17 protein-coding genes are annotated in these 22,404 nt (G+C 37.8%); 3 read left to right on the top strand and 14 right to left on the bottom strand.

All coding sequences use genetic code 11. From position 1 onward, the window contains the following. Positions 1 to 79: 79 nt before the first annotated feature. The 11 genes from PEDSA_RS16970 to PEDSA_RS16920 all read right to left on the bottom strand — a co-directional run bounded on the left by PEDSA_RS16970 (position 80) and on the right by PEDSA_RS16920 (position 14,647). A complete protein-coding gene (locus PEDSA_RS16970) occupies positions 80 to 472 on the bottom strand; it encodes a hypothetical protein (RefSeq protein WP_013634393.1) in 393 nt (130 codons plus the stop codon). Between the two features lie 172 nt (positions 473 to 644). Next, positions 645 to 1,475, bottom strand: a complete 831-nt coding sequence (locus PEDSA_RS16965) for an SMP-30/gluconolactonase/LRE family protein (protein WP_013634391.1) — start codon at positions 1,473 to 1,475, stop codon at positions 645 to 647. Positions 1,476 to 1,626: 151 nt separating this feature from the next. Continuing rightward, positions 1,627 to 3,267, bottom strand: a complete 1,641-nt coding sequence (locus PEDSA_RS16960; RefSeq protein ID WP_013634390.1) for a RagB/SusD family nutrient uptake outer membrane protein — start codon at positions 3,265 to 3,267, stop codon at positions 1,627 to 1,629. Positions 3,268 to 3,283: 16 nt separating this feature from the next. Further along, positions 3,284 to 6,256 carry a SusC/RagA family TonB-linked outer membrane protein gene (locus PEDSA_RS16955; RefSeq protein ID WP_013634389.1) on the bottom strand — a complete coding sequence of 991 codons (2,973 nt, stop codon included), beginning with the start codon at positions 6,254 to 6,256 and terminating at the stop codon, positions 3,284 to 3,286. A gap of 92 nt (positions 6,257 to 6,348) precedes the next feature. After that, positions 6,349 to 7,539: a glycoside hydrolase family 88/105 protein gene (locus PEDSA_RS16950; protein WP_013634388.1), complete on the bottom strand. Its 1,191-nt coding sequence runs from the start codon at positions 7,537 to 7,539 to the stop codon at positions 6,349 to 6,351. Then, complete coding sequence (locus tag PEDSA_RS16945; RefSeq protein ID WP_013634387.1) at positions 7,539 to 8,486, bottom strand: alpha/beta hydrolase; 948 nt, start codon at positions 8,484 to 8,486, stop codon at positions 7,539 to 7,541. Before PEDSA_RS16945 ends, PEDSA_RS16950 begins: the two co-directional genes overlap by 1 nt. A 1-nt stretch (position 8,487) precedes the next feature. After that, positions 8,488 to 9,276 carry a rhamnogalacturonan acetylesterase gene (locus tag PEDSA_RS16940; RefSeq protein WP_013634386.1) on the bottom strand — a complete coding sequence of 263 codons (789 nt, stop codon included), beginning with the start codon at positions 9,274 to 9,276 and terminating at the stop codon, positions 8,488 to 8,490. 4 nt (positions 9,277 to 9,280) lie between these two features. Continuing rightward, positions 9,281 to 10,939, bottom strand: coding sequence for a glycoside hydrolase family 28 protein (locus PEDSA_RS16935; protein ID WP_013634385.1), 1,659 nt, complete (start codon positions 10,937 to 10,939; stop codon positions 9,281 to 9,283). 5 nt (positions 10,940 to 10,944) lie between these two features. Further along, positions 10,945 to 11,946, bottom strand: a complete 1,002-nt coding sequence (locus PEDSA_RS16930; RefSeq protein ID WP_013634384.1) for a pectinesterase family protein — start codon at positions 11,944 to 11,946, stop codon at positions 10,945 to 10,947. Between the two features lie 91 nt (positions 11,947 to 12,037). Beyond that, positions 12,038 to 12,958, bottom strand: a complete 921-nt coding sequence (locus PEDSA_RS16925; RefSeq protein ID WP_013634383.1) for an alpha/beta hydrolase — start codon at positions 12,956 to 12,958, stop codon at positions 12,038 to 12,040. Positions 12,959 to 13,000: 42 nt separating this feature from the next. Continuing rightward, positions 13,001 to 14,647 (bottom strand): glycoside hydrolase family 43 protein, encoded by a 1,647-nt coding sequence (locus PEDSA_RS16920; RefSeq protein WP_013634382.1) that lies wholly within the window; start codon positions 14,645 to 14,647, stop codon positions 13,001 to 13,003. 465 nt (positions 14,648 to 15,112) lie between these two features. Here PEDSA_RS16920 and PEDSA_RS16915 point away from each other — a divergent pair, with 465 nt between their 5' ends. Beyond that, positions 15,113 to 17,059, top strand: coding sequence for a heparinase II/III domain-containing protein (locus PEDSA_RS16915; RefSeq protein WP_013634381.1), 1,947 nt, complete (start codon positions 15,113 to 15,115; stop codon positions 17,057 to 17,059). An 81-nt stretch (positions 17,060 to 17,140) separates the two neighbouring features. Here PEDSA_RS16915 and PEDSA_RS16910 read toward each other — a convergent pair whose 3' ends face one another. After that, entirely contained in the window at positions 17,141 to 18,946 is a 1,806-nt protein-coding gene (locus PEDSA_RS16910; protein ID WP_013634380.1) for an ATP-binding protein, read from the bottom strand. Positions 18,947 to 19,314: 368 nt separating this feature from the next. Here PEDSA_RS16910 and PEDSA_RS16905 point away from each other — a divergent pair, with 368 nt between their 5' ends. Next, on the top strand, positions 19,315 to 20,202 hold the full coding sequence (locus PEDSA_RS16905) for a right-handed parallel beta-helix repeat-containing protein (protein ID WP_041537132.1): 888 nt from the start codon (positions 19,315 to 19,317) through the stop codon (positions 20,200 to 20,202). A gap of 69 nt (positions 20,203 to 20,271) precedes the next feature. Here the strand turns inward: PEDSA_RS16905 and PEDSA_RS16900 are convergent, their stop codons facing one another. Beyond that, complete coding sequence (locus PEDSA_RS16900) at positions 20,272 to 21,099, bottom strand: ankyrin repeat domain-containing protein (protein ID WP_013634378.1); 828 nt, start codon at positions 21,097 to 21,099, stop codon at positions 20,272 to 20,274. Between the two features lie 71 nt (positions 21,100 to 21,170). After that, positions 21,171 to 21,218, bottom strand: coding sequence for a hypothetical protein (locus PEDSA_RS20605; protein ID WP_407635958.1), 48 nt, complete (start codon positions 21,216 to 21,218; stop codon positions 21,171 to 21,173). Positions 21,219 to 21,633: 415 nt separating this feature from the next. Here PEDSA_RS20605 and PEDSA_RS16895 point away from each other — a divergent pair, with 415 nt between their 5' ends. Next, complete coding sequence (locus PEDSA_RS16895; protein ID WP_013634377.1) at positions 21,634 to 22,368, top strand: DNA-binding domain-containing protein; 735 nt, start codon at positions 21,634 to 21,636, stop codon at positions 22,366 to 22,368. Positions 22,369 to 22,404 lie beyond the last annotated feature (36 nt).

Here is a 22,404-nt window from a genome sequence, read left to right as displayed (position 1 = left end):
CCTGAAATGTTCAACCTATTCTTTTTAAATGAAAGTAAGCAACAAAACAGGAGCTCTGTTGAAGCTCCTGTTTTGTTATTTAAAATTGATAATAAACTACAGCTGCTATAGCCCCTGCATTGGCGGAATTATTTGACTCCTGTACAACCTTTCCATCGATTAATATTTGGGCTTTGAGTTCTCCGGTTCCACTGGAAACTATCCCTCCTGCACCTAATTGCAAAGTAATCCCTTTTTTATTTAATGTAATTTCGTCACTGGTCCAGGTATTACCTTCCGAAGCGGCTACAGAGCTTACTTGTCCGTTGCCATCTGTAATTTGAATGGTATGTATTGCTACATTCGAAGAACCAATAAGTTTATATTGAACCTTTCCTCCAATTGAACCATTTTCATCCTTATCCTTACTGCAAGAACTAAAAAGAATCGCTGTTGTTGCAAAAAAAGCAACCAATAAAAGTAATTTTCTCATAAAGTATTTTTTGTTAAATCTGCTTACATGCAAAGTTTATGCCTTCTTTGGCTTCTATTGGCAGATAATTACATAAATAAACTTTATATCAGAGAGTTAAAACAAAAAAAAGTTACTGCTCCGTATCAGGGAACAGTAACTTTTTTTAGTACTGTACAATTTTCTTACAGTATTATTTCAACTTATATGCAATAACCGATTTACTATTAAATGTGGGTACAAATAGCGTTTTACTTTTCGCATCGTAAGCTAAATCCGCTGTATTCATTTGACCTTGTACGTCCAAAAGCTTTTCAAAACTACCGTTAGCCTTTACATAATAGATTATGCCTGGCCAGCAGGTTACCAGAAAATCTCCATTTCCTACGGGTTCCACGCCATCACCACCCTTTTCAAACCCAACAGCAACCTTGGTAATCTTTTTATCCGGAGCAATTTTCCACAGCTCCGGTCCAGCCAAAACAAATAAATCTTTACCGATTACTTTTAGCCCATTGGCTCCTTTTACATTTTCCAGGTACAAAGAAGCCTGATCGTTCTCTATTTTATAGATAAATCCCTTCCTCGTATCAGACACGTAAACCGTTCCTTTATCATCTGTTGTTATGTCATTCAGGAAGATTGCATCCGGAATAGCTATTTTTTTTATAACCTGCCCCTTTTTCACATCAACAACCACAACTTCATCTAAATCCGCAACATACAGGCGGTCTTTAAAAAGACCTAAACCTTTTGGAGCATTTAAACCTGTAATCCAGTTCATATTTTTTACAGAGCCATCTAAGTTCAATATAGCTACCCCTCCTATGCCATCTTTAGCATTTCCAGCCCCATCAATAAGGGAAACATATAATAACTTTGATTTCTCCTGATATAAAACCGATTCGGGAACAGGAATACTTTCTTTAGTTTCCCAAATTTTCTCTAGCGAATGCTGAGCATTTGCAGAAAGAGTTGCTACTATACCAATTGCTGTAGACAATAAAATTTTCTTGAATTCCATTTCGTGTTTATAGATTTCCATAAAGATACAAAACCTATATTAAACTAGGCTGGCCTTTTATTAAAACAGATTTACATTCTGGAGAAACAAAAACCCGATGATCTTTCATCGGGTTAATTAAAGTCATTTCTAGTATGCGAAGGGAATAATTCTATTGATAACCCGTATTTTGTCTAAACTCATCTTTGTTGGTCACGGCATCCAACTGATTTCTAGGTATTGGCCTGACAATGTGATAGCTTTGAATATTAGGTGCAACATCTGGATTGTGAGCTTTTACACGCTCGATTAATTTATCCGTACGTTTCAAGTCAAACCATCTAATTTGTTCGCCTGCAAACTCTCGTGCTCTCTCGTCCAGAATAAAATCTAAAGTTACCTGTCCTGGCGTAATACTTAAACTTTTACCCGGTTTAGCTGCTCTTCCGCGTACCTGATTAATCCAATAAGCAGCAGAATCTGCGTTACCCATTTTCAATTGCGCTTCGGCTGCATTCAAATATAGTTCAGCATACCTAATCACAAATACATCTCTGGAACTTTGTGCCTCATTAAAGGACGGTCTTGTTGGGTCCATAAATTTCGTTAACGTTGGGTACCTTAATTGATCTTTTACCTTGCCATCCGCCGCATTATAGATTGCATTCCGATCGTAAAGGCTGTAATTTTTGCCAGTAGCATTTAAGCTTTTTCGGGTAGCAACCACAGCCGTATCGCCCAGATTTTGCCCCGGTCTTCTTTTAGTTGGGTCAGGATTATTGGCCAACCAAACTTCCATAAAAGATCCTTCGTATCTGGCATCATCAGCCTGATACAAATCCAATAGATATCTTGTTGGCATATACCTGTTAAATGGTCTGCCGTAAGTCAGATCCCTTGTCATACCAGTTTCTGTATCATACTTCATCAAAAATAACATATGCCCGCTATTACTACCTCTGGAATGTCCAAGCGGATTCAAAATGTTGTCCTTCAAATCGTTTAAAGAAAGGTTTGTTGAGTAGCTTATAGCATAAACAACTTCTTTATTTTTTTGGTTATCCATACGCCAGAGATCTGCATAATTAGCCTGCAGCTGGAAACCATAATTTCCGTTTAGAACAGCAGTAGCCATTTTGTTTGCTTCTATTGCATTGTTATTAAAAAGGTAAACTCTCGACAAGAATGCCATAGCAGCCGGTTTCGTTACCCGACCATAGTCAGCCTGTATTGGAGACAAAGCATTTACTGCAAAATTTAAATCATCTATAATCTGCTGGTAAAAAGTCTCTTTAGGTGTTTTATTAGCAGTTGTAATAATCCCTTTGGTTTCTTCCAGCGTAAAATGTACTCCTCCCCAAGTTTCTACAATATGCCAATAATAAAATGCCCTCAAAAAACGTAATTCGGCTTCTCTTTGCGTTTTAAGTGTAGCGCTCAAGCCAGAGTCTCCAATACGATTAATACCTGCATTACAAAGATTTATTGCGGCATATAAAGCAGTCCATTCTGCCGAGACAGCTCCATTTGTTCCTTGCAAATTAACATATTTAGTTAAGTCGGGGTACACATCTCCCGCTCCACTCATCCATAAATCTGTTCCCATTTCAGACAAACTGTATCCTTCTTCTTTTCCATACCACCAACGCTGGTAAGAGTAAGCTGCATTCACCAAGGACTCGAAGCCCTCTGGAGTAGTGAAAACGCTTTCAGCAGTAATTCCGCTTGGATTATATTCTTTTAGGGTCTTTTCACATGATATCAATAATGTACTTAACGTGAAAAAAGCCAATATTTTTATTCTATTTTTCATGACTAACAGCTTTAAATTAGAAACCTAAATTCAATCCAAAAACAAATACTTTGGTCATTGGAAAATTCTCTGAACCGCCTCGTTCTGGATCATATTCTTCCAAACGACTGGATCTTGTCCAGGTGAAAGGGTTTTTGGCAGTTGCATACACCTTTATATTGTTCATAAATACTTTTTGGCTTATACTCTTAGGTAATGTATATCCCAGCGAAATATTTCTAACCCTTATATAAGATCCATCCACATATCCTATAGTACTGGTATATAGCATACTGGCCAGGGACAGCCCTGAGTTTGGTCTCGGATAATCATTAGAAGGGTTTTCGGGAGTCCAGTAATTAATTGCGGCGGTACTTTGCCCAATTCCCTGCGGATCATATCTTCTTAAAAAGTCCGGATTTATGGTTTGACCAAAGCGGGCAAAAACATAGAAATTGAGTTCGAACCCCTTGTAAGTAAAAGTGTTGTCAAAACCTCCAAACCATTTTGGCCGTGAAGTACCAATTACTTTTCTGTCATTCGTCGCATCAATCTTATTATCATCATTTAAATCTCTAACTTTGATAGTGCCCGGAGTTTGTCCATACTTAGCAGCCTCCGCAGCTTCATCAGTTTGCCAAATACCAAGTTTTTCGTAGTCATAAAACACCTGAGTTGGATGACCGATAAACCATCCATTTCCGATATCATCTGTACCGGAAACAAGTTCAACTATTCTTTCCCTATTACTGGTAAAAGACAAACTGCTTGTCCAGCCAACAGCTTTTCCTTTTAAATTTTCTGAATTAATACCAATTTCTACCCCTGTATTCTTTGTTTTACCAATATTCTGAACCACAGAAGTCACCCCAGTTGTTGGAGGTAAACCTCTTGCCAATAACAAATCCGAAGTTTTGGAATCATAGAAATCAATTGTTGTGTTTACCCTGTTATTTACCAGGCCAATATCCAATCCAAGATTTAAAGTCGTAGTTAATTCCCACCCTAGATTTGGGTTTCCTACTTGTGGAGAAAATGCATAACCGGGAGCAGCTACATCACCATAAGCAAATGCAACCCTGCTTAAACTACTTTGTGTAGAATAAGGATCTACCGCATAGTTACCTGCCTTTCCGTAACTTGCTCTAAGTTTCAATTCGCTAACCGTATTTCCTTTTTTGAAAAAGTCTTCGTCACTAATTCTCCAACCTACTGCTACAGATGGAAAGAACGCCCATTTATGTCCTTCTGCAAGAATAGATGAACCATCGGTTCTACCTGTTAAGGTTAACAGATATTTACCTTTATAACTATAATTTGCTCTTCCGGCAAACGAAACCAGATTGGACATTTCATACCCTGTATTTACGGCTATATTGGCATTTGCATTTCCTAACGCATAGAATAATTGCGATTTCAATAATTGATTCTCTCCTGCAGCGCTTATAAAATCAGAACGGTTCCAGATAAAACTGTTTACTCCGGTTAGGGTTATCGAATGATCCGAGATCTGCTTCTGATAAGTAAGTACATTTTCCCAATTAATTAAAAACCCATTATCTGCAGCATAAGTAGCTCTCGGAAAAGCACCATTTCTGTCGATAGATTGCGGTGCGGCATAAGTGCCGTTTCTTCCATTATCTATAGTAGCGCCTAAAGTTGATCTAAACGTTAATTCAGTAATTGGCTTTACTTCAATATAAGCGTTGGTCAATATTCTTGTACGAATCGCCCGGTTAGTATAAATATTAGGTTGTTCATCGGCAAGGGGGCTCACAAATGCTCCTCCCAATGGATATACAATAAATTCTCCTTTTTCATCATAAACCGTTCCTAAAGGGTTAACTTTATTGGCCTGATTCAAAGGATCTCTTCTAATGCTTTGCTCATATCTGGTTAATTGCGATTGCATTCCTGCTTTAAATGCTTTCCCAATAGTTTGATCGATATTCAATCTTCCCGTATATCTGTTTGACCAGTCTTGCTTCAGAATACCTTTTTCGTCTAAATAGCCTAAAGAAAAATAAACTTTGGTCTTTTCAGTTCCTGCGTTAACCCCCAACTGATAGTCCTGTAATAATCCATTATGGATTAATAAATCATGGTAATCTATATATTGATTTTTACTAATCGCTTCTAATTCAGCGTTATTAAATGCTTTAGAATCATCGGCCAGGCCAGACCACTTACCGGTCGCCCTAAAAGCTTCTCTTCTGAGGTTAACAAACTGCTCTAAATTCATTAAAGAAGGATATCTTGCAACAGTAGAAATCCCGGTATAGCCGTTAAAAGAAACAGTGGCTTTTCCCGTCACTCCTTTCTTGGTCGTCACAATGATAACCCCATTCGCCCCCCGAGATCCGTAAATTGCAGTAGAAGAAGCATCTTTTAAAACTTCCATAGATTCAATATCGTTAGGATTAAGATCCTGCATATTGCTATACTGAACTCCATCTACAATAAACAATGGCCCGTTATTCGCTGTAATGGAGCGGTTTCCCCGCACTGTCATACTTACTCCGGATGTAGCTGACCCATTACTTCTAACGATATCCACTCCCGGGATTTTACCCTGTACAGATTCGATTATACTGGCCGAAGGAACTTCTGCTATTTCATTCCCTTTTACCGAGACAACAGAACCTGTCAAATCCCTTTTCTTGACAGTTCCGTAACCTATCACTACAATTTCATCCAGTGTCTTGGTATCTTCTTCGAGCTGAATATTTATTTGTGCTTGATTTCGAACGGGAACTTCGAGATCCTTAAACCCGATGTACTTTACCAATAAAGTACTTTCGGCCTGGTCGGGCAAATTGATTTTAAAATTACCCGAAGCATCTGTAATCGTACTCGCCGTAGAGCTTTTTACGCTAATGCTTACCCCAATCAGCGGTTCCCCGTCAGTTTTACTGGTAACTTTACCAGATAAACTTCTCACCTGTGCTTGCAACGTAAACGTAAAAAACGCCATTGCAAAAAACAGGAGCATAGTTGTCCTCTTTTTCATATTAGATAAATTTTAATAATAGTGTTTTTCCTGGTTATCTGTTTTTCATCGGTAAGCTGGCTATTGAGGTAGCAATAACCAGCCTTTTATCTTTATTTTATCAGCGTAACTTCATTAGCCGCCAGTATAAAAGCGCCCATTCCCTTTGGATCATCCTGTATAACTGGTTCACTGATATAGTATTCAAAACTGCCGTCCCTGTAAGGATTACCTCCTAAACCAGAAACCATAACTGTTCCGTTCAAATGATAAAAACCATCATCTCCCTTCTCTATAAATTGTTTAATAATCCCCTGATATCCCTTTTTTGCCACATCACGATATTTAGAAGGAATATATCCTAATCTGCTTCCCTTTAACATCGTATACACAAACATAGACGAAGCTGAAGCTTCAGGATAATTCCCTTTTTTAGAAGCTTTATCTAGTACCTGATACCACAAATCGTTGGTTGGGTTTTGTACTTTAGCAACAGCCTCTACATATCTATTTAATATCTCCAATAAAGTCTTCCTCTGAGGGTGGTCCTTTGGAAAATCATCCAATACATCAACCAGTGCCACGCCATACCAGCCCATTGCTCTGCCCCAGATATTCGGAGATTTCCCTGTCTGCTTATCTGCCCAACGTTGCTGCCTGCTTTCGTCCCAGGCATGGTGTAGTAATCCAGTTTCACTATCCCGTGAATGCTTTTCCATCAAAATAAACTGTTTGGCGATATCATCAAAATTCTCTGGTTGATTAAAAACCTTTGAAAAATGAGCATAAAAAGGTTGCCCCATGTACAATCCATCCAACCACATTTGGTTTGGATATACTTTCTTGTGCCAAAAACCACCTTCACTGGTTCTCGGATGCGTGTACAATTGCTGCCTGATATATTTAGCCGCATTAGCATACTTTTGCTCACCCGTTCTCTCAAACAGATACATCATAGCCTTTCCATTGCGCACATAATCTATATTATAAGAATTCTGTTTATAGAACTTAATTTGTCCATCCGGCAATAAAAATCTATCCATTTGTTTTTGGATATAATCAAAGTAAACTTTGTTTCCTGTTCTGGCATAAACATTAGAAATCGCTTCCAGATATAAACCGATATCATAAGACCAGCCTGCAGACTTTCCATCCAACCTGGTTAGCGAATCTGGCCACTTATGCATAATGGTTTTACTGATTTCTTGTGCATAATCCGTTTGCGACCTTAGCTTTTTCTGGGCAGAACATACCATGGCAAACAACATGACACTAAATCCCAGAATAATATTTTTCACTTGCATTATTTAAAGGTTTTATCTAAAAAGGTAATTGTATAATCCATCATTGGTAGAAACCAGGGGTTGAAGAACCAAAATGGATGCGGCGTATCTGGAAACTCATGTATTTCTGAATAAATCCTATACTTATTTAATTTGTTAATCATATCATCCCTGCCCGCATGAAATCTGGGGATAGAGCTATTTAAGAATAAAATCGGTACTGATTTTTTCGAGACATGATTTAAAGGTGCTGCCGATTCCCAGTTTTTCGGATTTTCCTCATAAGTACCGTCCAACCAATTGGATGCAGCTTTTCCCTCTACCGACTCAGGATGTCGAAAAGCCAGCGTTCCATCGATATTTATGACAGCTTGTATAGCCGACTTGAAACGGGCATTTCCACGCTTATTTCCTTCAAAATAAGCATTCCCATTTGTCACACCCAGTAAAGCAGCCAATTGTCCGCCCGCAGAAGTACCTAAGCTTGCTATGTGTCTGGTATCCAATTGAAATTGCTTTGCATTCGCCCTCATCCACCTGATGCTTGATTTTAAATCATAAACAGCTTGGGGATATTTGGCTTCAGGTGATAAGCGATATTCAACAGCAAAAGCCACATAACCTTTAGCTGCCAAAGCTTTCCCAATAGTATGCATTTGCGATTTATCTCCTGATTGCCAACCGCCACCATGAATCAAAATTACGCCCGGATATTTTTGAGAAGCTTCTCCTTTCGGATAGAAAACATCTAAAAACAAATCCCTATTACCTACTGTATCATAAACCAGATTTAAACTGGATTGGATAACATCCTCATTTTTCACTTCGGCAATGGTGATGTATGGTCTGTACTTTTTCTCCTTCAGATAAGTTCCATTCAAAGTAAAAGATGTATCCCTCGGAATATTCACCTGAGCCTGAACACCGAATGAGGCACCCAATAAAATATATAGAATGAACTTTTTCATATTACAAGCCCTTCATCGCATTAAAGACTAATCTGGCGACTTCCTTTCCGCCTTCTATCTGAAAATGTGTATTATCCTTTTGCCCGTTTGGATAAGCCGGATATTTTCCCTCAGGAAAATTCATGAAGTATTTATTTGTCACATATTCCTGTCCAACCTTACTAAAAAAATCTATAGACAGTTCATTCAGATCTATCAGCTTCACATCAAGCTCCCCGGCCACATCTTTCACCGCTTGTGGGTAGTCTCCATGTACATTGCTTAACTGGCCGTTCTTCCATGGGTAATTTCTTGCCACTGGTGTTAATAAAATAGGTGTTGCTCCCTTTTCTCTGGTTTGAGTAACAAATAATCTCAGAAATTCCTTATAGCCTTCAATATCCACATAACGCTCCGTTTTCTCCACCGAACCATCATTATGCCCAAACTGCATCATTACCACATCGCCTTTCTTCAAAGCCTGATGTACCTCTCTCCAACGCCCTTCCTGAAAGAAAGTTCTTGTACTTCTTCCACCTTTGGCTCTATCATCTATCTTTACTTCTTTGGCATTACCCAAAATGTTTTTAACCAGCTTCAAACTATCCTTAGCAAAAAACGGTTGAAAAACCTGTCCCCAGCCAACCAGTGGATAACGCTTAGCATCATAATCTTTTTCTAAAGAATAATCCGCAACAGTAGAATCCCCAATTAAATAGATTGTTGTCACCTTATTCTTTAAACTGAAAGCACTTAAAACGATCAATGCAATTATTGCCAATACGGTTGTCTTCTTATTTTTTGAGTTCATAAATCTATTTTTTATCAGCAACCAAAGCTTTAGCATTCGCTCCGTTATTAAACACAGCCTTTGTAATACCTTTAGACACATTACTGTTCTTCACAGCAATCCCGCTGGAATTAGCACCATTAACATTGAACAAAGTTCCGTTCGTCTGATTCGTCTTCAGATTATCAAAAACAATATCCTGGCTGGTCTCGACATAAATAAGCGCTTTCTCTTTATCCCTCGTCATCAGATTTGCATTGGTAACATAAATGCCTTTTGCATCCTTAAACTCCGCACCGATATCTGTATTTAAAACAAGATTCTTCATATGAATATTATTTACAGGCATTTCAGGGATTCCTCTTACGAAAATTCCTTTTTTAGCGCCATTACAAGTAATATTCTCTATATAAACATTTCTAAAAATTGGCGTTTCTTCTGTAACGGGCGGAATTTCAACAGCCTCGTTTGCTTTAGGAGATTTAACCCAATAATACATATCAAAAAATATGGCTTCCTGATCTATATCAAACATATTGATATCCTTGATAAAGATATTTTCAACCACACCGCCCCGTCCTCTCGACGTTTTAAAGCGGATACCTTTATCCGTTCCCATAAAAGTGCAATCATACACGAAAATGTTCTTAGCCCCGCCAGACATTTCACTGCCAACCACAAAACCACCATGCCCTTTATAAACCGTATTATTTCTAATGATCACATTTTCCGTAGCAATTCCGCGTTTCCGTCCCTCTTCATCCTTACCAGATTTAATACAAATCGCATCATCTCCAACATCAAAAATGCAATGTTCTACCAATACATTTTTGCATGACTCTATATCCGCACCGTCTCCATTATGAGCATAATCAGGATTTTTGATAAAAAGTCCCCTTAAAGTCAGGTTCTCGCACATAATAGGATGTACATTCCAGGCAGGCGAATTCTGAAAAGTCACCCCTTCCAATAACACATTTTTACAATTATTCAGTACAATAAGATTTGGCCTTAAAAAATCCTTAACCGGCTCGAAATCTGACAGCTTAACACCCGGCCCCAACCAAAAAGAAATATTCTGGTCATGTCCTCTCTTATTCTTTTCAGACGGATACCATCTTTTTTTATCCTCACTTAAAATACCTTCACCTTTTGCTATTTTTGCCTTCCATTCATACTCCGTCAAATCGCTTGTTCTAACCATACGCCAGGCATCGCCATTTCCGTCAATAATTCCTTGTCCTGTTATAGCTACATTGCTAACATTTACTCCCATTATAGGCGATTCATTTCTTGCCGAAGGCTTACCTTCATAAACGCCTTCAACGAGTTTATAATCATCAAAGTTTTTAGAGAATTGCAGTAGCGCATTCTTTTTTAAATGCAGGTTTACATTGTTCTGCAATTTAATCGGCCCCGTTAACCAATAACCGTTAGGTACCAGAACAACTCCACCTCCTTTTTTGCTACAATCCGAAATGGCTTTATTAATCGCATCGGTATTTAAAGATATGCCATCAGGCTTAGCGCCATAATTAGTAATATTAAAAGTATCTTTCTTAAATGTAGGTTCGGCTACAACCGGTAAATTATCCCATGAGTAATTGCTTTGCTGTGCATGAACCTGGACAGCAAAAAAAGAACATAAAACAATGAATATTTTACCCTGAATATTTTTTTTCATGATTTCTATCTTGGGTTCCACCCGTTTAAAACTTTCTCTATACTGTATTTTTTAATTGCTGATTTCTTAAGCTGATGAGACCAGGCTACCCTTTGCGAAAGATCTTTTGCCCCCTCGCCATAACTACCGTATTCGGCGTAATAAGCAGTCTTTTCCTTATCAGGAAATTGTTTATCTCCTGGCCAAGGGTGCCATCCCTCTTTAACAATATGTTTACCCATCTCTGTATTGATAAATACTGTTTGCGCATATGGTCTCCACGGGCGGCCTAAAAACACCTTAGTAACCGATGCGTCTTTAGCTATCAATTTACAGTCTACAAACACAAAACCATATCGATCTTCTTTAACCGTAGAAGCAGCTGTAATGTAAGAATTCGTTAAACTCTCAATAGTACAATTGGAAAAATAAGCCGTCGCAGCACCAAAGATGAAGTCCGTTGTTCCATTAATGAAGCAATTTTCAAAGTAAACCCTCGTACCTGCTTTCGCCAGATATAAAGTGTCCTGATTGCCTAAAATTTTGCAGTTTTTAATCGCTAGTCTATCTCCCTCCGTATGCAAGGCTACTGCCTGGCCAACTCTGCCCGAAGAATTTTCGATAGTCAAATTCTCCAAACTGCAATCATTCGCAGCAATTAACACCGTATACGAAGTATAGGTACTAAATTTAGAATCTCCTGTAACATCTATTCCCCTAAATGGCTTACCCGAAAAATCATCATAGGTAATGATAGTCCGATCCTTATCTTCACCCTTCAAAGTCACATTTCTTTTAAAAGAAGGAATAACAACCTTTTCTTTATAAATACCGGGCTTAATTAAAATAGTAACCCTTTTCTCCGCATGATCCCGTACTTTATTTACCGCTTCCTGAATGGTCTTAAAATCGCCCGAACCGTCTTGTGCCACAACCAATTCAAATCTATTATCAGAAGTTTGAGCTTTTACCCCCTCAATCAGACCACAGATCAAAAAAAGAAATAAAATAGCTGACTTTATTTTCATATTATAAAATTGAGTTCATTTAATATTTTAATATTCATTTTATACACTTATAACTTTTGCGGCATCTTATTTCATAAAAGATCAAATCTCTTTATTTCACATTCGCCTCTAGAATCTTAACTTCCTGCAACCAGGCTTCACAGATACCCGTCCATAAATTCGTACTGCCCGGATTATTTCTTAACGCAATCGCGTGGCCGCCTTGATTAAATATATGCAGACTTGAAGGAATGCCATTAGCCAATAAAGATTCATAGAACATCAGGCTATTTCGGGGAGATACCGTCTTATCATCAAAAGCATGAACTATAAAAGTTGGCGGTGTGTAGTTACTTACCTGTTCCTGTAAGGAGTATTTTTTAATCAAATCGGCAGATGGAGTTGCCCCCAGTAAATTCTCGCGGCTTCCTTTATGCGAATTCGCTCCCATATCAATAACCGGAGAAACGAGAACCATAAAGTCCGGGCGATAACTTTGCTGATCCAAACCATCGCCTACCGACGAGAAATCATCGTTTATAGTCCCCAACGCAGCTGCCAAATGTCCCCCGGCAGAAGAGCCCATCACACCAACCTTATTCAAATCTATATCCCATTCCGCAGCATGACTGCGAATAATGCGCATCGCCCTTTGTGCGTCCTGCAAAGGAGCTTTTTCCCTTTCTTTCAAATCCGGAGAATGAGGTAAACGATGGATAAGAACAAAGGCATTTATTCCCATGGTGTTATACCATTTCGCCAGTTGATGTCCGCTTATGTTATAAGCCAGGCGACTATAACCGCCACCAGGTATAATTAAAACCGCAGCTCTTTTATTCTCTTGTTTAGAAGAAAAAAAAGCGTAAATACCAGGTGTACCTACCTGATAAATACGCTCATTATTAACACTATCTTTAACTTTTATCCCTTTCGAGTTGGGCATTTTCCCCTTCGCCCAAAGTGGGATAAATTCTTGAGCATTAGATATCTTCGCGACAATACTCAATAACACTACTAATATTACAATCCTCATCCAATTTCTGTTCAAGTTTACTATGATTGCATATAGCTAGGCCTAATTTACAGGCTCAACTCTAAACCAATCTACATCTGCATAACCAGAATCATTAATTTGTGTGTCTCTTACAGCGTACAATCCTAATGTAGCGCCAATCCACTTACCGGGTTTCGCTACAAAAGTATCTCCTACAGCTGTATATTTTTTATCATCTAAACTGTAAAACCAGTTGCATTTACCACCATCAGTAACCTTCACCCTTAGGTAAACATATTGGTTTGGCTTAATAGAAGTAATCTGTTGCTCAACCTCTTTACCAGAAGTCAACCCTTTCTTACAAACACCAAAAACCAAATTCTGTCCCTGTTTAGTATTTCTGATAAAAATCTGGCTGTAATCTTCACCAACAACAGCAAAACCAGCCCTTTCATTATCAATTTTCTCATTACCCTGCAATTTAATTTTGGCAGTAGCCATAAAATTATCAGCCGGGAACTTCTGTGTTAAGATGTTTGGTACATCCAATAGATTTTTTGCCCCTTCAGGTGTTTTCTTGGTATACAATCTTAAAGCTCCGTTATTACTCGGCATCAACCATGTTCCATCCGGATTTGCCTGCCACTGCCATTGTTTACCCAACAGAGGAGCTTCAAATTCGTCAGATTCCACAGGATTAACAATTGGATAAGTTTTGCCCACATTAGGTTTTTTATATTCCAAAACCGGCTCACCAGTACCCTTTTTACCTTTTTCAACTCCAATTACTGGCCAGTCACTCACCCATTTCATAGGTTGCAAATGTACTACCCTACCATAAGCATCTTTATCCTGGAAATGTACAAACCAATCTTCACCTGTTTGTGTATCAATCCATGCGCCCTGATGAGGTCCGTTAATCGGAGATTTCCCCTGATCCATAACTACTTTCCTTTCAAAAGGACCGAAAATACTTTTTGATCTTAACACCAATTGCCATCCCGTAGCCACGCCACCAGCAGGAGCAAATAAATAATAATATCCATTACGCTTGTGCAATTTAGTCCCTTCAATAGTCGGGTCCAATTCATGCCCATCATAAACAACAACACCTTTATCAAGGACTTTATCCCCTGCATAATTTAGTCTTGCTACCAAAACCACACTTTTTAAACCAGCCCTGCTACCTGCGTAAGCAAAAGACAAATATGCTTTTCCATCTTCATCCCAAAAAGGGCATGGATCAATTAAACCTTTTCCTTCAAACACCATAACCGGCTCGCTCCAGTCGCCTTTCGGATCCTTTGTTTTCAGCATATAAATCCCAAAATCGGGATCGCCATAATAAATATAAAACTCACCATTATGATATCTGATCGAAGGAGCCCACACACCGTTCCCATGCTGAACCTTACTAAAAACGTCTACAGGATGTTGTTGCGGAAGCGCATGGTTAATTATTGTCCAATTCACAAGATCCTTCGAATGTAATATTGGCAAACCCGGCGCGTGATTAAAACTAGAAGCGGTCATGTAAAAATCATCGCCCACCCGAATAGCGTCAGGATCAGAATAATCCGCATTGATAATGGGGTTTTTATATTTTCCATTACCCAAATCCGGAGACCATACCTTCGAAATATAGTTCACCGGTTTATCTACTCCCTGCGCAAATGCCTGATTTGCAGTTAACGCTAATAAAACAAGTCCTTTCTTTAAGATTTCCATTTAATTCTTCTGTGTATAATTAGGATATAGTAATTACAAGTCTACAGATTTCTACGCTAAAGACTAAAAAAACAAGCGACTAAATCTATGCAATCGATACCGGCAACGATTTAAATTAAAATGTATCGGTTGCATAAATTAAACCGCCCAATAAAATTGGATGGAGTACATAGATTCCTCCCTTAAAACCTAAACTGTAGTTCCGAAATTGGACTTAGTTAACTGTATAATGAAAAAACAATGGCTTCTTGTTCAATAAAATTCGGCAGTTAACGTCTAAACCTTTCTCATATTAATTAAATGAAAAACAAGTTAACAAATCACATTATTTTTGTTTTTCTAGCTTTTTCTTTGATGTTTTTTCTCAAAATTATGCACCATTAGCAATTCACTAAGTTATGTTAGCATAGTTAACCTGTCAGAGTGTTTTTTTATTTATAATGCATAACTAATTATACCATCCTTATGAATTTTACAAAAAAAGAGATCCAACTATTCTTTTTTATTTTCTTTTTTAGCTTCCTGTCCATACAGGCGCAGACTACTAAAAGGAACTTTCTTCAAAAACTTCCGGAACAAGATCTTTCAGCTTCCCTAATTCCACAAAAACTATGGAAACCTTTTCCAAAAACTCCAGAAGAATGGAAGGCCAAATTCCCCGACAGCTTGCTAAAAAAATTCATTCTGGCTGGAGAGCAGGCTTTGGAAAAAGAATTTAAAAGTATACCTGCAACAGTAGCTTTACAATTTATAAGGACAGGGAATAGGAGCAACTATCAAGCGTTTGCAAATGAAAAACGAGTATTACTTTGGGATCTTGCTCTGGCAGAATCTATAGAAGGGAAAGGCAGGTTTGCAGACCATTTATTGGATGGAATATGGTCTATCTGCGAAGAAACTTTTTGGGGAGCTACCGCGCATCTTGGTAATCAGAAAGCGGGCAAAGGTTTACCTGACGTAGAAGATCCTATTGTAGATTTGTTTGCTGCCGAAACCGCTTCGACACTAGCTTGGGTTGACTATTTCACGGCTCCTATATTAGAAAAAACCTCTCCACTTTTAAGACGTCGTATTGCTTATGAAGTAGAAAGACGCATATTTATCCCGATGCAAACGGCTAACTATTTTTATTTGGGAAGAGGAAATCCCGACGCCATACTGAATAATTGGACACCCTGGATCATGTCGAATTATATTGCTACGGTTTTATTACTTGAAGCCGATGAAACAAAACGTGCTGCCGGGCTGAAATTCGCCATGCGATATATTGACCAATATATTAACGGCCTTGGTGAAGACGGCGGATGCGACGAGGGACCAGGTTATTGGTTTGGTGCTGCCGGTACCGTTTTTGACGCTTTAAGTTTACTTGACAATGCTACTGCCGGAAAAACAAACATTTACCACGAGCCCTTTATCCAAAAAATGGCTTCGTACATATATAAAACCCACATTGACGGAGAATATTTCATCAATGTTGCCGATGCCTCTCCCAAAATGCGGCCTAATGGAGTGGCATTATATCGTTTTGGAAAAGCAATTAATGATCCCAAAATGATGGCCTTCGGTAGCTGGGCTTTTCGCAAATTTGCAGGCAATTCATATTCGATATCTCAATACCATCGTTCGCGAACTTTGTTTGATCTTAATAATATTGAAGAGTGTAAAAATTACAATATTAAATATAAAAATGATTCAGACACATGGTTTTCAGATGTACAATTAATGGCAACACGTTCTAAAGAATCCTTCCTGGCATCACATGCCGGCCATAATGGGGAAAGCCACAATCATAATGATGTTGGTGACTTTATGGTATATATTAATGGTTATCCGGTAATCATTGATGTAGGTTCGGGAAATTATACCGCCCGAACATTTTCACCTTATCGTTATAAGCTGTGGTTCAATACTTCGGCATTTCACAACTTGCCCACTATTAACGGATATCAGCAGGGAGCTGGCAGCTCCTTTTCTGCCAGCAAAGTAAAATACAGTTCGAATAATACCAGTTCTTCTTTAAGTATGGATATCGCCCCATCGTATCCAAAAGAAAGTGGAATTACTTCATGGAAAAGAAATGTTAGTCTTAATAAAAGCGGGACTATTTCTATTATAGACCAGTACCGATCTGAAAAACCTTTTGATTCGCTTATTCAATCATTTATGACCGTTTGTGATACTAATACAGACACTTTAGGTAAAATAAAATTCAGCTTACCTGATGGATCTTACGTCTTTATGACTTATGATCCTTCTTTATGGTCGATAAGTAAAGAAAAAGTCAAATTGGTAGACGAAGAAGACCAAAAGTTTAAATCAGCCTGGGGAGGAAAAGATATTTACAGAATATTACTTACCAGCAAAAAGAGCAATTCGAAAGGGACGTTCCAATACCAGATTTTTAAGTAGTAAGATTTAATCTAAAACAGCCCAGATTTTCAAAAATCAGAAGCTTTGGCTGTTATCTAAACTAATCTTAGTTAAATAGAGCTAGCGATTAGTAACTACTTTTTGTAACTTTCCGAATAAATCATCTGGTCTGAAAGGTTTAGCGACATAATCAGTCATTCCGTTCCTTATCACATTCTCAATAATCAAATCGTTCACCACTGCCGTCAGCGCTATAATAGGTATATTAGCCTTTCTACCGTCATTAAGTGATCTGATTATTTTCGTAGCCTCTTCTCCATCCATTTCCGGCATATGCAAATCCATTAGAATAACATCATAGTCTTTTTCAAGAAGTAGTTCTACTACTTTCTTACCATTTTCAGCCACATCCGGACGAATATCCTTCTGAAGAAGAGTCTGTTGTAAAACATATACATTAACCAGATTATCTTCAGCAACCAACACTTTTAAGTCCGAAAAATCAATATCTGATATTGGTTTTTCTTCCCTTCCGATCAAATTACCTTCAAAGTTTTGTCTGGCAAGCTCAAACCAAATATCAAATGATATCCGCGTTCCTTTACCTGGTAGACTCTTCAGACTAATTCCTGATTGATGAAGTGCCAGTACTCTTTTAACAATAGAAAGACCAAGCCCTGTCCCTCCGTAATTTCTATTTATACTAGGTGAGGCCTGAATAAAACTATCAAACACCTTCTCTTGATTATTTTCCTCAATACCAATTCCACTATCCTCAATAACAAAATCAATTCTAATACGCTGGTTATCCCGCTCGGCAATAGCACATGAAATATTTACAAATCCCTTTTCAGTAAACTTGATGGCGTTATCTATCAGATTAACCAGAACCTGAGTTAAACGTGTCGGATCGCCATACATAGATCTTTTTTCAATATCCTCATCTATAAAGAGGTTTAGTTCCAGTCCTTTAACCTCAGACTTGATCAACATGCTGGCATGTATATTCCGAATTAAGTTATCTAAATTAAAAAGTGTATTTTCCAGCTCTACTTTCGATGATTCCAGTTTATTAAAATCAAGAATATCATTAACCAAAGCAAGCAGATTCTCAGCCGAAAATCTTAAGATCGACAAAGTTTCCTCCTGATCCTTCCTGGGGTTTTGCTTCAGCAATACTTCAGTTAAACCAATTACCCCATTTAAGGGAGTCCTTAGTTCATGCGACATGGTAGATAAAAAATCCATCCTTGCATTAGACAATTTTTTAACATCATAAATAATCTCATTAAGCTTTCTGTTGGTCTGATTAAGATCGTTTTTAGTTTGGGTAAGCGTTAAAAAGTTCTTACTGTATGTTTTAAAGAAAAAATAATGCAGAAAAGTAATTATAAAAAAGTCAAAGGTCAGAACATAAATATAAACCGGTCTAACTACAACCTCGGGATCAACGTCTAACCGAAAATATGTTCTATCAGTAAAAGCAACGTCTATAAAAACAGGCAAGATATTTATAGTAGAATAAAACCACCCCCACTTTGGCCCTTTCATATAAAATCCCAAAGCCGATGCCATCCAAATATACTGCAAGGTTGCAGCATTTATGCCATGCACAAAAATCAATAAATTCCCCCAGCCCCCCAATAAGGTCATTAAAATAAGCACCGCATGGGCTACTCCACGCCAAACATTAGCATAGTATATGAAAGCTATAAACAAAGAAGCAAAGAAAAATATAGTACTTGCTCTGATTAGCTTTAGCAACTGAAAGTTATAAGAATACGCAAAGATTAATGTTAACCCGAATATAGCATAAGCTACAAGAATGTAAAATAACATACGAACCCGGGCCTGATTAATCGGGTCAGTCTCCCGCTCCGTCATCGTTTTTACAAAAGTGTGCACCGAGTTTGCTAATAATCTCATAATTATCAGTTTTCATTCCAAAGTTAAAATAATTTAGAAATGAACTATTTTAAATTGGATTCTTTTCAAGTCCCTTTTTACCGATAACTATTATTTGTAAGCTTTAAAAGCTGGCAAAAATAATGGAACTAAAGGGTAAGCCTGTCCCATTTATATTGCTAAAGAGTGATGATGTTCCTATTGCCTTAAGCCCCACTCGTACAGAATAGTTAAAAAACTAACCAACAACACGTTACGCCCCTAAAACCCGGCAACGATACCGGTAACGATTGCGCAAAAAAAGTTTCCTAAAAGTGTAACTCTGACATTTCATAGCTGTATAAGACCTTATCAGTTCAATAAACTTTATAAACCAAAAAAATCAACAAATGAAAAACTATCTAATGGCATTATTGGCTTGTGTTGCCTTTATCTCATGTAAAAAAAACGAAACATTGACAGAAAGCAACGAGCTTAATGCTTCATCCAAAAAACAAACTACTACATTCGCAAGCTACACGGTAACTACGGAAGCAGCTTTAAAATCGGCTATTTCTGCTGCTGCTCCCGGAGATCAAATCAAAGTTTCGGGAACTATCTACCTTACAAGTACATTACAACTTTTAAACAGTGGAACTTCCAGCAACAAAATCAATTTCACAACATCCAACGGAGGCATTTTAGATTGCTCTAATATTTCATCGGGCTGGGGAGTAAAAGTAAATGGAAGCTATTGGAATATAACGAATCTGACTATTAGAAATGCTCCGGATTGTGGAATCGTCTTACAGCATGGCGGGTACAACTATCTTTATAACCTGAAAACACATGCTAATAAAGATTCAGGAATCCAAATCTATAACGGATCAAATAATAACTATGTACTTTCCTGCCAATCGTACGATAACTACGATGTAGCCAATGGAGGTGAAAATGCCGATGGTTTTGCTTGTAAACTTTCAGGTGGTGTGAATAATAAATTTGAAAGCTGTACTGCAAATCATAACTCAGATGATGGTTGGGATTTATACGGACAACCTTATACCGTAAAAATTCTTACATGTACTGCAACCAATAATGGATATGGTACAAATGGGGATGGAAACGGCTTTAAATTAGGAAGTGCCGGACAAACTGTAGCCCATACAGTAACAAACTGTACTGCAAATAATAATAAAGCATATGGATATGACGGAAACGGAAATACCGGACATATAACTATCACAGGAAGTGGCGGTAGTGGAAATGGTAAAGGTCTTATGACTCGTATTTATTAACAAACGAAAAAATCAATTAATTTAATTATTGGGCTGAAAAGCTGTAGTTAAATTTAACTACAGCTTTTTTTAGTGAATAGACTTCTGAATCAGTTTGATAATTCGTTTATCTTTAGTTCTATTGGCATGATCCATAACCGAATCCCCATTCTGGTCAACAGCATTAACATCTGCTCCCTTCGATATTAATAGTTCAACTAGCGCAAAGTTTCTATTTCTTACAGCATCCATTAATGCCGTATTTCCATAATTATTTTTCGCATTAATATCGATACCATGCTCAATTAAACTCTTAGCCATTTCCAAAGGTTCGTTTACAGCAACCGCCGTCAGATAAGTATCGCCATCCTGCATTTTAAAATTCACATTAGCTCCTCTATCAAGCAGAAGCTCTACAACTCTTACATTCTTGGCTACAATAGCATAAGATAAAGGTGCCAGTTTTTCTTCACTGATAGCATTAACATCAGCACCAGCGTTTACCAGTGCCGCTACTATCCCCAAATTCCCTCTGCTAGATGCAAGTATCAAAGGAGTCATACCATATTTATTGGCAGTATTTACATTAGCCGTCCCCCCTTTAATTAAAACCCTTACAACATCTAATTTATTATTCATTATTGCCAAAGACAATGCGGTTTCGCCCGCTTTATCTTTGGCGTTGATGTCCAATATTTTTTTTTGAATGAGGAATTTAACTGTTTTTACATTTCCATTCTCTGCGGCAAGCATCAGAATGTTTTTCCCATCTTCATTTAAAATAGTCACATCTGCCCCTTTGTCAATGGCATTTTGGATAGGGCGAATGTTATCCTCTTTTGCTGCATTAAAAATATCCTCATTGCGGGAACAAGAGAACAGAACAAAAACCGCCAAATAAATATAAAGCGCTTTCATATAACAGGATTTATAAAACAGTTTTAATTTACAAAAAAAGAGGAACTAAAAACAGTCCTTCTTTAAAGCATTTATTGTTTCATAAACTTAAGGGATTTTTTTGAGTCTCCGGTTCTGATTTTAAAGATATAGATACCTTTTCCCCAATTAGAAAATATTTATTGATGTCGAAAAAACTGGCTTTGAATAGGGCGGTGTCTGTCTATAAACAAATATTGCAGACTTCCTTCAGTTTGTACCGTACGAAGTACTGTTTCTACTGGCTTTCATTAATCTTTACAATTTGAGTTTTTATCGCTTTGCGCTGGTTAATACTCTTACCTAAAAAACTATGGACGCCTAGATGAAATAGATAGCTAAAAGACAATAAATCGAAACATAAACTTATTATTTCCTAATATATAATTTTTTATTACCAAAGTTTATACATATATTCATTAAAACATTCATGGATAAAAAATAAATATATAAGATATACGCTTTCACATTAGTACCTTAAGCCTTTTTAATTTTTAACCTTAAATTATACACATTATGGCAGTACTACACAAAATTAAAGCTTATCTGTATGATAACCTTTTAACCAAAGACAAGCCCAGCGATTTTATTGCTCGTACAGCAAGCGAGCGATCGTTGAACGTAAAACAAATCTGTGAAGAGGCTGCAGGCCGGGGTGGTGCAGATGTATCAGCCGCTGCAATGGAGCATGCTACCGAACTGTTCCTAAAGGAAATGGCTTATCAGCTATGCGATGGCTTTTCGGTGAACACAGGTTATTTCACGGCATCGGTAACTATTAAAGGTGTATTTGATAGCCCTACCGAAAACTTCAATCCACGTAAACAAAACCTCATATTCCGCTTTGCCCAGGGTGACAGGCTAAGAGCCGAAATTAAGAACATTGAGGTAAACATACTAGGCGTAGCGGATACAGCCGCTATCATCTTACAGGTAGAAGATAAGAAGAGTGGAACCATTAACGATTTGCTGACACCGGGCCGTAATCTCAAGATCATCGGCCAGAAAATAAAGATTGCTGGTGATAACCCGACAAATGGTATAGTTTTCGTAAATATAGATACTGCGGTAAGCACTCCCGTACCTTCGGATGATATTGTAGTAAATAATCCTTCAGAAGTGCTGGTAATTATCCCCGATATGGATGTTGGAACTTATCGACTGGAGATTACAACGCAGTACACTTCAGGTAGTTTATTGAAAGAGCCACGTACAGCTGTTTTTGATAAGGAACTAACCGTGATAGCATAAATCTTAAAATAGACAAGCCTACCACTACCGTTCGGT

Source organism: Pseudopedobacter saltans DSM 12145 (genome assembly GCF_000190735.1).
Classification (GTDB): domain Bacteria; phylum Bacteroidota; class Bacteroidia; order Sphingobacteriales; family Sphingobacteriaceae; genus Pseudopedobacter; species Pseudopedobacter saltans.
The sequence above is the reverse complement of the archived record's forward strand: the minus strand, read 5'-3'. Positions and strand labels throughout refer to the sequence as shown.